Here is a 13,430-nt window from a genome sequence, read left to right as displayed (position 1 = left end):
GGCGGTTCAGGGCTTTGCACCAGGCCCGATTGAACGGTTGCCGGTCAGGACGCAAGCGGGTTCCGCAAGCCGGCTCACAAGTCGGGCTTATGACCGCCGAAGGCCGCGATCAGGCCCGCAGCTTCAGGCCGGCCCGCACCTCGGGTGACACCGCGTGATAGACGCTGGCAGGTCGGATGTTCAGCCGCATGCGTGCGACCTCCAGCGGCTGGGCGAACAGCGCCTCATAATCCAGGCCCGGCAGCCAGTGCGCGGCCTTGCCGTTGCGATAGGCCTGCCAGACGGCGCGGCGGGCTGGCACCGACTTGACCTCGCGCTGGATTTCCCGCGCCGCACCCCAGCCGATGAAGGCAAAGCCCAGGTTTCGCGTCTGGGCATAGGAGAAGGCGACCACGCAGGCCTCGCCCAGGGCATCGGTCTCATAGCCCGTCAGCACATGCCAGATGTCGTGCACGTCGCGGATGCGGCGCGAGTACCAGACGACGGGATGCTGGGCGTCGATCTGCGGCCCGATCTTGCGGGCCTCGTCGGCCAGCCCCTCCGCGGTGAAGCCACGCGCGTCTCGAAAGGCGCGATAGCTGGCTCCGACCGTGCCCGGCTCGAACCGGGCCAGCCAGACGGGATCATCCAGCTTGTGCGCCAGTTCCTCGGCCAGATAGGCCTGACGCCCGCCCTCCTGCGTCTTGAGCATGTGGTTGTAGCCGCGCGCCAGCGACCGACCCGACAGGGCGCGCATGATCTCGAACACCTGGGCGGTGTCCTCCTTGTTGGCGACCAGCTTTCGAAAGGCCCGCAAGGCCGTCAGCGGCTCGATCCGCTGCGGTTGCAGACGCGTATAGGTGTCGAAGTCGGCGGTCGCGGTCATGGGCGGTCCTGTGACGAAGCCCAAGCACTCTAGCGCGAAAGTCCCATGGGGTGAACGCCGATCATATGATCACGGTGGGGCCCGTCGGCCCGATCTGTTACACTCATACCAGCCGCGAGGAGACCGACATGCGCCGCATCCTGTCCGCCCTGCCCCTGGCCGCCGTCATGGCCGCCTGCGCGCCCCTGCCCGAGGCGGGTGCCGACGCCGGGATCGGCATGGTTCCTGTCGCCGTGTCGGTCACCTATCGAGAGCGCATCCTGCTGCCACCGGGCCATCGCCTGACGGTTCGGCTCGAGGACGTCAGCCTGGCCGACGCACCCGCCCGCGTGCTGGCCGAGGCTGGCGAAGACCTCGAGGGTCGCGCCCCACCCTATGCCGTGACCCTGTCGGTCCGAGAGGCGGACATCGACCCGCGCAACACCTATGCCGTACGCGCCGAAATCCGCGATCCTGCGGGGGCCTTGAGGTTTACCACCGACACGCGCCACGCCGTCCTGACGCAGGGTACAGGGGCTCGCGCGGATATCGTTCTGGTCGGCGTGCGATGAGTTCCAAAGTATGAGCGGCCTGACCAAGCGGTCTGTGACCCTGTCCGGGCACGCCACCTCCGTCGCTCTGGAGCCGGCCTTCTGGAGCGTACTGGACGAGGTCGCAAAGGCGCTGGGTCTTTCGCACGCGGGCCTGATGAAGCGCATCGACGAGACCCGGGGACGAACCCCCCTTGCTTCAGCCTGTCGCCTGCTGGCCCTCGCCTGGGCCAGCGGTGACCGGTCGTTCCACTGACGCGAAACGACCGGCCGACGTCGCTTAGTTGGACGGTGCCGGGTTCGGCTGGGGCACCGAAGGAGGTTCGATGTTCGGCAGTTCCGGCATTTTCGGGGCCTCCGGGAGTTCCGGCAGGTTCACATCGACATCGACATTGGTGTCCTTGGCCTCTCCGCCGAAGCCACCGTTCGAAAAGACGATGAAGCCGATGACGAGGGCGGCCACGACCAGTCCGCCCACGATGAAGGCCAGCACGCCGCCACCACCACTGCGGCGCTCGGGTGCAGGGGCCGCATTGATGGTGGTATGATGGACCACTTCGGGCCGGTCTTCCGGATCGATCGGGCGATTGGGATCGGTCATGGCTCAGTTCCCCGGCGTTGCTGGTGCCGAAACTTCCGGCAGGTTGACGTCGACATTGACATCCTTGGCTTCGCCCATACCGCCGCCGCGTCCGAAAACGAACCAGGCGATGACCGCCACGACGACCAGAAGTCCCCCGACGATGAAAGCCAGACCGGCGTTTCCGCCGCCGCCACTCGTATTCTCGGCCATGTGTAGTGTCCCTTCCCTATTGCAGATGCAGCCGAAACGACGGCCACGCTTGGCGGTTCCGGATCGGATCGCACGCAGGCACTGACATATGGGCCCGTGCCCCTTATGTTCTTCCGATGAGTCTCCCCGATATCCCTGCCCAACGCATTTCCGATCTGGCCCGTTCGCGCGGACCCGGCGGCGTCGAGGCCCCTGCTGTCGACTATCTGCAAGGCCTCAATCCCGAACAGCGCGATGCCGTGCTGGCGGTGGACGGACCCGTTCTGGTGCTGGCGGGTGCCGGCACAGGCAAGACGCGGGTGCTGACCACGAGGCTGGCGCACATCCTGGCTACGGGCCGGGCGCGGCCGTGGGAGCTGCTGGTCGTCACCTTCACCAACAAGGCCGCGCGCGAGATGCGCGAGCGGATCGGCCATCTGATCGGCCCTTCGTCCGAAGGGCTTCGCTGGCTCGGCACCTTCCACAGCGTCGCCGCCCAGATACTGCGGCGGCATGCCGAGCTTGTCGGACTGAAATCCAGCTTCACCATCCTAGACACAGACGATCAGGAACGGGTCTGCAAACAGGTGCTGGAGGCCCAGAACCTCGACACCAAACGCTGGACACCCAAATCCCTGTCCGGCCTGATCGATCACTGGAAGAACCGCGGCTGGACGCCCGAGAAGCTGCCGACGTCCGAGGATTTCGCCAACGGCAAGGGCCAGTCGCTGTATGCCGCCTATCAGGCCCGGCTAATCAGCTTAAACGCTTGCGACTTCGGCGACCTGTTGCTGCACAACCTGACGATCCTGTCCAAACATGCTGATATCGCAGAGGAATATCGCCGCCGGTTTCGCTACATCCTGGTCGACGAATATCAGGATACCAATGTCGCCCAGTATCTTTGGCTGCGGCTGCTGACCTCCTCCAACGGCAACGTCTGCTGCGTCGGCGACGACGACCAGTCCATCTATGGCTGGCGCGGGGCCGAGGTGGACAACATCCTACGCTTCGAGCGCGACTTTCCCGGAGCCAAGGTCGTAAGACTGGAGCGCAACTACCGCTCAACAAAGCATATTCTGGGCGCGGCCTCGGGCCTGATCGCGGGCAACCGCGACCGTCTGGGCAAGACGCTTTGGACCGAGGACGAAGGCGGCGACAAGGTTCGCGTGCGCGGCGTCTGGGACGGCGATGCCGAGGCCCGACTGATCGCCGACGAGATCGAGACCGCCCGGCGCGCGGGCATCGCCTATAAGGATATGGCGGTCCTGGTCCGCGCCTCTTTCCAGATGCGGGCCTTCGAGGAACGGTTCGTCCTGCTGGCCGTCCCCTATCAGGTCATTGGCGGACCGCGCTTCTTCGAACGGGCCGAAATCCGCGACGCCCACGCCTATCTGCGGCTGATCGTCAGCGAAGACGACGACCTAGCCTTCGAGCGGATCGTCAATGTGCCCAAGCGCGGCATCGGCGACACCAGCGTGCAGAAGATCCTGCAGATCGCCCGCCTGTCCGGCGTTTCGGCCATGGCGGCCGTGCGCGACCTGATCGGATCGGACGAACTGCAGGCCCGGACGCGGACAGCGCTCAGCAACTTCGTGCGCGACATCGATCGCTGGCGCGGCTTCGCCCAGACCCTGCCCCACTGGGAACTGACCGAAACCCTGCTGGAAGAAAGCGGCTACACGGACATGCAGAAGGCCGATCGCGCGACCGGCCAGACGCGGCTCGACAACCTGAAAGAGCTGACCCAATCGATGCAGCAGTTCGAGACGCTGCAGGCCTATCTGGAGCATGTCTCACTCGTCATGGACCTGGATCGTGGCGATGCGGATGCCGACGGGTCGGGCGCGGTCCAGATCATGACCCTGCACGGGGCCAAGGGGCTGGAGTTCCCACTGGTCTTTCTGCCGGGCTGGGAGGAAGGCGTCTTCCCCAGCCAGCGCAGCATCGACGAAAAGGGCGAAAAGGGCCTGGAGGAGGAACGCCGCCTCGCCTACGTCGGCGTCACCCGGGCCAAGTCGGACGCGCGGATCTCATTCGCCGCCAACCGTCTGGTCTATGGCCGCTGGACGTCGCAGTTGCCCAGCCGCTTCGTCGACGAACTGCCCATCGACCACGTCGAGGCCGAGAGCGATACCGGCTACTATGGCACCACGCCCGGCATGAAGGACGCCAAGTCCCGCTGGGACGAAATGCCCAGCTTCGGCAGCGGCTATTCCTCCCCCGGCTGGAAACGCGCCCAAAGCTTCACCGCAGCCCAGACTCCGACGGCCCGCCCGGCGCGCCACACGGTCATTGAGGGCGAAGGCCGCCTGGTCGCCACCGCCGACCCCAAGGCCGCCTCCGGCTGGATCCGCGGCCAGCGCGTCTTCCACCAGAAATTCGGCTACGGCTCCGTCCGCGCCATCGAAGGCAACAAACTGGTCGTGGCGTTCGAGAAGGCCGGCGAGAAGAAGGTGATCGATACGTTTGTGGAAAAGGCGTGACGGCGCTCGGCCAAACGCTTCTTTAAGTCCATTGGCTGACCCTGCATCCGTGCGTCCGTCTTATCCAGACCAGGCTGTAGTCGAACCCGCCCCCTCCTGGTGGGAGTACCTGACGTGCGGCCTGATCATCGCCATGCTGACGGGGGCCCTGATCGGGCCGGTGTTCGCGCCCTTGCAGGAAGAAACGCCGGTGCTGCGGCTGGTCTGGTTGCCCGCCTATGCGGCGATCGCCGTGCTGGCGGTGGCGCGGCTGGATCGGGTTTGGCGGGCCTGGCCAGCGGCGATCCTGGTCGGGACCATCGTCGGGCTATGCTTCGCCTCCAAATATTGGTCGATCGACTACCACACGACCGACCGACGCGTGATCGCCCTGGCCATCAGCGGGGTATTCGCCCTGTATCTGGGGTCCGCGTTCAGGGGGCCGCATCTGCCGCGGCTGCTGATGTACACCACCCTGGTCATGGCGGCGGGCAGTCTGGTGATGATCTTCGCCTTCCCCGCCATCGGCGTGCACCAGCTTGAGAACGCCGGCCTGTGGCGCGGCCTCTGGTACGAGAAGAACCAGATGGGGGCTGTCATGGTGATCGGGGCCACGGCCTCGGCTGCCTGTCTGGCCTCTACCGATCCGCGCAAGCTGCTGCCGCTCGCCGCCCTGATCCTGTCCTCGGCCCTTGTGCTGGCGACCCAGTCAAAGACCTCGCTGCTGTGCCTTGTGGTCGGCGTTGGTCTGGTCGGGGGTTTCTGGGCCATGCGCAAGGGCGGTCCGGCCTTTGCGGTCTTTGCTGTCTGGATGGCCGTGGTGCTGAGCGGCCTCGGCATTTGGATATGGGACACGCATTCCGTCGAGGTGCTCGAGGCGCTGGGCAAGGACCCTTCCTTGACCGGGCGCACCGACATCTGGGCCAGCCTGATGCGCCGCGTCGCCGAGCGGCCGATGACAGGTTATGGCTATGGGGCCTTCTGGGGCAGGATCGGCGAGTCGCCGCCCGCCGACTGGGTGCGTCAGGAGACCGGCTGGCTGGTGCCCTCGGCGCACAACGGCTGGATCGACCTTCTGGTCCAGTTGGGCTGGCCGGGGGCCATCCTTGTAGGCTTCAGCCTGGCGCTGACGACCGCGATCCTGATCTTCCGATCCGGCGCGTCGGGCATGCGCGAGGGATGGTGGGGCCTTGGCTTCATGGTCGCCTTTGTCGTGCTGAGCCTGTCCGAGAGCATCCTTCTGACCCACCAGAACCTGCCCTGGGTCCTGTTCATGGCGGTGATGACGCGGTCGATGCTGCCGTCGTCCACAGCTGCGACCGTACCGCTTGCCGTAAAGCGTCGCCGGGCCTACCAGACCCGTCCCCGAATCGCCGCACAGTATGCAGATGGGCCAGTCCAGCAACCTTCCTTCCCTGTTTGACGACATCCCCGAGCCGAGCGGCCCGGCGACGCCCCCTGCCCCGACGCCGGAACCCGCCCTGACGCCCCAGGCCGCCGCACCGCGGCTTGAGCCGGTCGCGGCTCCCGTCACGCCGACACCTGCGCCATCTGCCCCGCCCGTGCCTGGCGGCTATTCCGCCAGTTCGATCGAGGTGCTGGAGGGGCTGGAGCCCGTCCGCAAACGCCCCGGCATGTATATCGGCGGCACCGACGAGCGCGCCCTGCACCATCTGTTCGCCGAGGTCCTGGACAACGCCATGGACGAGGCCGTAGCCCGCCATGCCAAACTGATCACCGTCGATCTGGACGCCGACGGTGTGCTGTCCGTCCGCGACGACGGACGCGGCATCCCCGTTGATCCGCACCCGAAACACCCCGGCAAGTCGGCGCTGGAGGTGGTGATGACCGTCCTGCACTCCGGCGGCAAATTCTCGGGCAAGGCCTATGAGACTTCCGGCGGTCTGCACGGCGTCGGTGTCTCGGTCGTCAATGCGCTGAGTGACCGGCTGGATGTCACCGTCTGGCGCGATGGCTTCGAGTGGAAACAGTCGTTCAGCCGCGGCCTGCCTCAGGGACCGATCCAGCAGATTGGACCGTCGAAGAAGCGCGGCACCCTGATCCGCTTTCACCCGGACGAGGAGATCTTCGGCGTCGGTGCCGCCTTCAAGCCCGCCCGCCTGTTCCGCATGGCCCGGTCCAAGGCCTATCTGTTCCGTGGGGTCGAGATCAAATGGACCTGCGCGCCGGAGCGGATCACCGACGCCACGCCCGCCGAGGCGACGCTGCACTTCCCCGGCGGTCTGGCCGACGCCCTGGCCGAACGGATCGGCGAGCTTGAAACCGTCACGCCGGCCTTCGCCGGCCGCGTCGAGCGCAAGGGCGAAGCCGGGGCGATCGAATGGGCCGTGACCTGGTCCCCCATCGGCTTCGGAGAGGCGGACGGCTTTGTCCAGTCCTACTGCAACACCGTCTCCACGCCGGACGGCGGCACGCATGAGGCGGGTTTCCGCGCCGCCTTGGTCAAGGGGCTGAAGGCCTACGGCGAACTGACCAACGAGAAGCGCGCGGTTCAGATCACGGCCGAGGACGTCATCGCCAACGCCGGGGCGCTGATCAGCGTCTTCATCCGCAATCCCGAATTCCAGGGTCAGACCAAGGACCGCCTGTCATCGCCAGAGGGCCAGCGGCTGGTCGAACAGCTGTTGCGTGACCCGCTGGATCACTGGCTGACCGAAAGCCCGAAACAGGCCAACCTCCTGCTGGGCTTCGTCATTGACCGGGCCGAGGACCGTCTGCGCCGCCGCAAGGACAAGGAGGTCCAGCGCGCCCAGGCCACGCGCAAGCTGCGCCTGCCCGGAAAGCTGTCGGACTGTTCACGGCAATCCGCCAACGGCACCGAACTGTTCATCGTCGAGGGCGATTCGGCCGGCGGCTCGGCCAAACAGGCACGCGACCGTACCACCCAGGCCATCCTGCCCCTTCGCGGCAAGATCCTGAACGTCGCCTCGGCCACGGCGGACAAGCTGCGGGCCAATATCGAGCTTTCGGACCTTGCGCTGGCTCTGGGCGTCCAGCCCGGCAACCGCTTCAACATCGACGACCTGCGCTATGAGCGGATCGTGATCATGACCGACGCCGACGTGGACGGCGCCCATATCGCGGCCCTGCTGATCACCTTCTTCTATCGCTCCATGCCCGAGGCGATCCGTCAGGGCCGGGTCTATATGGCCCTGCCCCCGCTATACCGCATTCAGGCAGGGCCGCTGTCGGAATACGCCCGCGACGACGCCCATCGCGACGAACTGCTGGCCACGGTCTTCAAGGGCAAGAAGACCGAGATCGGCCGCTTCAAGGGCCTGGGCGAGATGATGGCTTCCCAGCTCAAGGAAACCACCATGGATCCAAAGAAGCGCACCCTGGCCCGCGTCACCCTGCCCGCCTCGGAAGAGGAAATCGAGGATTTGGTCGAGCGGCTGATGGGCAAAAAGGCTGACGCCCGCTATCACTTCATCCAGGAAAATGCCCGGTTCGCGGTGGCCGATCTGGACGTCTAGGCAGGGCAGTCTGACGGGACGCCATAACGCGTGGTCACCCCGAAAACGCCTTGCCCTTCAAGGTGTATGGTCAGCAGGCGATCATATTCGCAATCGGCCATATCTGGCACCGACTGGCCCAAAGCACGCGCAATCAGAGGTATGGTGTTGCTGTGGCCGACGACCAGCACATTGGTGTCCTCGGGCTGAGCCTTTATGCGTTCAACCACAGCGGCGACATGAGCTTCAGTACCCCCTTCAAGGCTGATGGCCTCAGGCTGCAGTCCGTTGGCCTCGGCGACGGGTGTCGCGGTCAAGCCGGTGCGCTGAAGCGGGCTGGTCAGGATTAGATCGACCGAAATCGTCGAGAGCCGTGCAGCCAAAGCCTCAGCCCTGGCCTGCCCGGCTTCGGACAATACAGGATCGGTGCTCTGGTCTGCCTTTTCGGCATGACGCACCAGAATGACCGTCTGGGCCACCGCAGGGTTGCTCAGAACCAGCGTCGCGACCGTAGCGATCAGTGCAAATAGACGGGTCATCCCCCGACCGTCTCACGAACCGAGACGCTGCGGAAGGCATCCGCACCACTGACCTCGGCATAGACGTCGCTTAGGTCCTCGAACACTCGCGTCCAGGCGAAGCGCTCGACCATGCGCGCTCGAGCGGCGACGCCGATGGCTTCGATGTCTCGCTCAAATAGAGCCTCGACGGCGGCGGCATATTCGATCGGATCGGCACTGGCGGCCAGTTGGCCGACTTCGTGGTCCACGGTTTCGGCGACGCCGCCGGAGTTGACGCCGACGACGGGACGCCCGCAGGCCATGGCCTCCAGCACGATCAGGCCGAAGGGCTCCTTGTCATTGGCATGCACGAAGGCGTCGCAACTCGCGATTATCCTGGCCACAGCCTTGGGATTGGCCTCGTAGGGCAGCGAGATCACCCGCTCCTCGGCCGGCATCCCCGCACCCGCCCCGACCAGCACCAAATGAAAGGGCTCGCCCAGGCGCTGCACAGCCTGGATCAGCACGTCGATATTCTTCTCGCGCGCCGGCCGGCCCGCAAAGCAGAGCAGTCGTGCCGATGCCGGCAGACCCAACTTCTTCAGCAACCAGTCGCGGTCGCGTCGGTCAGGGCGGAAGGTCTCAATCTCGACCCCCAGAGGACGGATCACGATGTTGCCGACGCCCGCCTCCTCCAACCGACGCGCAATGTAGCGGCTGGGCGAAACGACCTTGTCGAACTGGCCGAACAGGCGGGCCCAGCGCTTCTCCACCGGCTTTTTGGCCCATTCGCCGAAGTGCAGTGCCGCCAGACCGGCAGGGTCGGAGTGACAGAAGCCGATGACGGGGCAACCTGCCCGTTGCCCCGCCTCCAGCGCCCCCTGCCCTGGCGTATAGGGATCGCCCGCCTCGATCACAGTGGGATGCAGCGCGGCCACCCAAGCCCCCCACCGCCGCACCGACGTGGGCCAGCGATAGCCGTCGCCGAATGGAAGCTTGGTCGCGTGAAGTTGAACCACGCCATCCTCGCCCGCCCGGTGATGCGCACCAGGCACCACCAGCGAATGAGCGACGCCCGGACGATGCGTCTCCAGCCAGGCCTTCTTGGACTGCAGGTACCGCTTCACGCCGCCAGACTTGGGCGCATACAGCATTGTCGTATCGACCAGGCGGGGTCGCTCGTCCTCGGCCGCCGCTTTCAGTGCGGCCAGAGTGTTGGACACCTCTTCGTCCCAGCCGGGGATCAGGCGTAGTTCGCCCTCTTCGACCTCCAGCCCGGCCAGGCTCATCAGCTCAGCTTCCTGCGGGCTGACGGTGCCGGTGCGGCGCACACGCTTCTGGATGCGACGGGCCTTGCGAACGCGTGACATGTGAGACTTCACCATATCCGGGCCGTAGCGCCGCTGAATGGCAATCTCAAGCGTCATCCGCAGACGGAGGTTTCAAGGTCACAGCCCGGGCATGAAACGCAATGGGACGCGCCAGCCACGCTTGGCGCACAGCCATTCCGTCCGCCTTCGGCCTTGCATTCGCCTCAAATTCGAGAAACTTGAGGCATGCTGGCGCGGTCCCTGTTAGAGGATCGTCGCCGTCTCTGCGTGTCTCGTCCACGGGGTTTTCTTCGAATGCGTATTCTACTTGCGACCGCCGTCGCGATCGCTCCCCTGATGGCCGCAAGCGGCGCGATGGCGGAAGTGGTGATCAGCACCACCCGCACCACGCCGATAACGACCAGCAATGCTACCGGCACAGGTCCCGATAATGTGAGGATTACGACCGGCGGGCTGATTAGTGTCTCCACCGGGACCGCTGTGACGGTCGACTCAAACAACACATTCGGCATCGGCGGCAACGGCGCGATCAACATGCTGAATGCCTCTGACGGAGCGACAGCGGTTCTGGTCAACCCCGGCGTCACGACCAGTCTTATTTTTGATGGAAGTGTTTCCATCACCGACTCGATTGCTGACTATCCTGATACCGACAATGACGGCGACCTGGACGGACCTTGGGCAACGGGTTCGGGTCGATATGGCCTAAGGCTTGCTGCCGGCGCACCCGTTACCGGTGACATCGATATTGTCGCGGGGACGGGCATCATCAATGTTGAAGGTAACAACTCATACGCCGTCTCCATTGAATCAGGCCTGACCGGAAACTTCGAAAGCTTGGGAACACTAAGAGTTGTCGGCGACAACTCAGTCGCCCTTAGAACAACTGGCGACGTGACGGGTAATGTTACGCTCTTGGGTCAAGTTACTGCGAGGGGCCAAGGATCGTCGGCTATATCTACCGAGGGTGATATTGGTGGGCGCCTGACCCTACAGGGCGAGATTACCGCCAGCGGGTATCGCTACACTTCACGTGGAAGCGATAGTTTCGAATCAAAGCTCGATGCTGACGACAAGCTGCAAGGTGGCCCTGCCGTAGTCATAGCCGGCAATGTCGCAGGGGGGGTTGTGGTTGATAGGCCGCCAACCACAAGCACGACCAATGCTGATGCAGACGGTGATGGCATTCCGGACGCGACTGAAGGAACGGGCGTTATCAACAGTTTCGGTCAGGCTCCCGCTGTCCTGGTGAGTTCGACTACCCAATCGATCACGCTGGGGAACATTGGCACCGGCGACAACGCCTACGGCTTCATAAATCGCGGCACTATAAATGGCCAGGGCGTCTACGATCTCATCGACGCAAATGGCATTGTCTTTGGTGGTGCAGCAGGCCAGACCGTTGACCTGACGGGCGGCTTTTTGAATCAAGGAACCGTTGCAACACTCGCAAACAAGGCAAATGCCACCGCCCTGCGCTTTGGCACAGGAAGCATTGCGCCGGTCGTCACAAACTCCGGTGCCATCACGGCGGGGGTAGCAAGCGACGTGGCGGCCACTGCGACGGCAGTTCAGATCGACGCAGGAGCAGTTGTTCAAAGTCTAACAAACAGTGGCAGCATACTCGCCAGCACCGGCGGCGGGGTCGCAGACGTCATTGGTATCAATGATCAGAGCGGTACGCTCACGTCGATCACGAACCTTCGTTCAATTCAGGCCGCCATAGGGCCGAATGAAGCAGGCGACCCAATCACCGGTTCACGCACAGCAATCGACGTAAGTGCCAACACCACAGGCGTAACCATCACGCAGCGCGGCGTTGTCGGCACCCCAACCTCGGCCAACCCCGATACTGACGGTGACGGCGTCCTCGACGCCGATGAGCCTGTTATCTTCGGAGCAATCAAAATGGGATCCGGCGCTGATACTATCAGCGTCGAGAACGGACTGGTTGAAGGCGATATTTCCTTCGGGACCGGCGCAGACAGTTTGATGATCAGCGGCGATAGCGTCGTGCGTAGCGCAATCACAGATACCGACGGCGACCTAAGCGTCAGCATATCTAGCGGTACGCTTGACTCTCTCCGAACCACGGCGCTCGATCTCACGACGCTGAACATTGGATCAGAAGGCCGGTTGCTGATCAGCCTAGACCCCGAAAACGGCACGGCGGGCACCTTCAATGTTTCCGGTACGGCCACGTTGGCCACTGGTGCGGAGCTTGGCGTACGATTCAACTCTTTGCTGACCGCACCTACTCGCTACAATCTCATCGACGCTGCGGCATTGAACCTCGGTACCGTCGATCTCGGTTCGATCGGCGATAACTCACCCTACCTCTATGTCGTGGAAGCGGGCACGGATCAGCCCAATGGCATCGTCTTTGCCGATGTCCGTCAGCGCACGACCGCCGAGGCCGGCATGATCGGCTCGGAAGCCGGGCTTTACGACGCTTTCTACAGCGCCCTCGGCCGGGATGAAGACATCCGAAATGCCTTTCTTGCGCAGGTTGGGCGCGATGACTTCTTCAATCTGTACGAACAACTGCTGCCGGAAAGCTCGGGCGGCCCCTTGCTGTCGCTGGCTTCGGGCGTCGACGCCGTCACTCGCGCCCTGACAGGCCGTAATGCCTCGGCTGCACCGGGTGAAACCAGCGCTTGGGTGCAGGAGATCAACTTCTATGCCGACAAGGATCGCACCGACACCTATGGCTTCCGTTCTGAAGGCTTCGGCATCGCCGGTGGCGTGGAGCGTGGCACAGGCTTGGGCGCCGTGGGCCTGTCGGTCGCCTTCACCTCGTCCGATCTGGAAGACCCGGAATCGGAGGCAGAGGAAGTTTTGTCGGCCAATCTGCTGGAACTCGGCCTCTACTGGCGCGCCCAGGGCCAGTACTGGACGACTTGGGCCAGAGCCGCTGCGGGCTATGCCTCGTTCGAGTCCGAACGTCGTCTTGTCGGCGGCGGACTGAACCTGCGCAATGAGGCGGACTGGAACGGTGTCACTCTGGCTGCGGCCGGCGGGGCCTCCTATGAACGCAACTTCGGCCGTTTCAGCGTCCGTCCCGAAATCTATGCCGAGTATTTCTCACTCAGCGAGGACGGCTATACCGAAACCGGCGGCGGCGACGGCTTCGATCTGAATATCGACGATCGTGAGGGGCATCTGTTCTCGGCGACCGCCGCCATCAACATCGGCATGGGCATGGGCGAAAACAGCTGGCTGCGGCCGGAGGTTCGTCTGGGCTGGCGTCAGAATATTTCGGTCGATCCGGGCGATACCGTCGGTCGGTTCACGTCCGGCGGTCCGGACTTCCGGCTGGATCCCGCGACCGTCGAGGGCGGCGGGCCGCTGCTGGGCTTCCGCCTGAACGTCGGCAACGAGCTGGGCATGCTGTCCATCAGCGCCGACGCCGAACTGATCGAGGACTATGTCCGATACATGCTGTTCCTGCGGGCCAGCTTCCGCTTCTAGAACTGAAAAGGGCCCGCCCG

11 protein-coding genes are annotated in these 13,430 nt (G+C 64.4%); 6 read left to right on the top strand and 5 right to left on the bottom strand.

Translation table 11 applies throughout. The features are described 5' to 3' along the window. Positions 1–109 precede the first annotated feature (109 nt). On the bottom strand, positions 110–865 hold the full coding sequence (locus ACE3TH_RS08025; RefSeq protein WP_374599026.1) for a Coq4 family protein: 756 nt from the start codon (positions 863–865) through the stop codon (positions 110–112). Between the two features lie 128 nt (positions 866–993). Between ACE3TH_RS08025 and ACE3TH_RS08020 the strand changes: the two genes are divergently transcribed. Together ACE3TH_RS08020 and ACE3TH_RS08015 are read left to right on the top strand one after the other, a co-directional pair. After that, on the top strand, positions 994–1,416 hold the full coding sequence (locus ACE3TH_RS08020; protein ID WP_374599024.1) for a YbaY family lipoprotein: 423 nt from the start codon (positions 994–996) through the stop codon (positions 1,414–1,416). 10 nt (positions 1,417–1,426) lie between these two features. After that, positions 1,427–1,651, top strand: coding sequence for a ribbon-helix-helix domain-containing protein (locus ACE3TH_RS08015; protein WP_374599022.1), 225 nt, complete (start codon positions 1,427–1,429; stop codon positions 1,649–1,651). Between the two features lie 24 nt (positions 1,652–1,675). Here the strand turns inward: ACE3TH_RS08015 and ACE3TH_RS08010 are convergent, their stop codons facing one another. Beyond that, entirely contained in the window at positions 1,676–1,996 is a 321-nt protein-coding gene (locus ACE3TH_RS08010) for a hypothetical protein (protein ID WP_374599020.1), read from the bottom strand. 3 nt (positions 1,997–1,999) lie between these two features. Then, entirely contained in the window at positions 2,000–2,188 is a 189-nt protein-coding gene (locus tag ACE3TH_RS08005) for a hypothetical protein (protein WP_374599018.1), read from the bottom strand. Positions 2,189–2,304: 116 nt separating this feature from the next. Here ACE3TH_RS08005 and ACE3TH_RS08000 point away from each other — a divergent pair, with 116 nt between their 5' ends. The 3 genes from ACE3TH_RS08000 to parE are packed head-to-tail and all read left to right on the top strand — an operon-like array spanning position 2,305 to position 8,129. Then, positions 2,305–4,653 carry an ATP-dependent helicase gene (locus tag ACE3TH_RS08000; RefSeq protein WP_374599016.1) on the top strand — a complete coding sequence of 783 codons (2,349 nt, stop codon included), beginning with the start codon at positions 2,305–2,307 and terminating at the stop codon, positions 4,651–4,653. 49 nt (positions 4,654–4,702) lie between these two features. Further along, entirely contained in the window at positions 4,703–6,055 is a 1,353-nt protein-coding gene (locus ACE3TH_RS07995) for an O-antigen ligase family protein (protein WP_374599014.1), read from the top strand. Then, entirely contained in the window at positions 6,021–8,129 is a 2,109-nt protein-coding gene (gene parE / locus ACE3TH_RS07990; protein ID WP_374599012.1) for a DNA topoisomerase IV subunit B, read from the top strand. Before ACE3TH_RS07995 ends, parE begins: the two co-directional genes overlap by 35 nt. Here the strand turns inward: parE and ACE3TH_RS07985 are convergent. Together ACE3TH_RS07985 and ACE3TH_RS07980 are read right to left on the bottom strand one after the other, a co-directional pair. Next, positions 8,126–8,647 carry a histidine phosphatase family protein gene (locus ACE3TH_RS07985; protein ID WP_374599010.1) on the bottom strand — a complete coding sequence of 174 codons (522 nt, stop codon included), beginning with the start codon at positions 8,645–8,647 and terminating at the stop codon, positions 8,126–8,128. The two genes, parE and ACE3TH_RS07985, sit on opposite strands and share 4 nt — an antisense overlap. Further along, positions 8,644–9,897 (bottom strand): glycosyltransferase, encoded by a 1,254-nt coding sequence (locus tag ACE3TH_RS07980; protein WP_374599338.1) that lies wholly within the window; start codon positions 9,895–9,897, stop codon positions 8,644–8,646. Before ACE3TH_RS07980 ends, ACE3TH_RS07985 begins: the two co-directional genes overlap by 4 nt. A gap of 336 nt (positions 9,898–10,233) precedes the next feature. Between ACE3TH_RS07980 and ACE3TH_RS07975 the strand changes: the two genes are divergently transcribed. Continuing rightward, a complete protein-coding gene (locus ACE3TH_RS07975; RefSeq protein ID WP_374599008.1) occupies positions 10,234–13,410 on the top strand; it encodes an autotransporter domain-containing protein in 3,177 nt (1,058 codons plus the stop codon). Positions 13,411–13,430: the final 20 nt, after the last annotated feature.

The sequence above is a fragment of the Brevundimonas sp. genome, from assembly GCF_041919755.1.
In the GTDB taxonomy this organism is placed as follows: Bacteria; Pseudomonadota; Alphaproteobacteria; order Caulobacterales; family Caulobacteraceae; genus Brevundimonas.
Note: the sequence above shows the minus strand (reverse complement) of the source record. Positions and strands in the feature narration are given on the sequence as shown.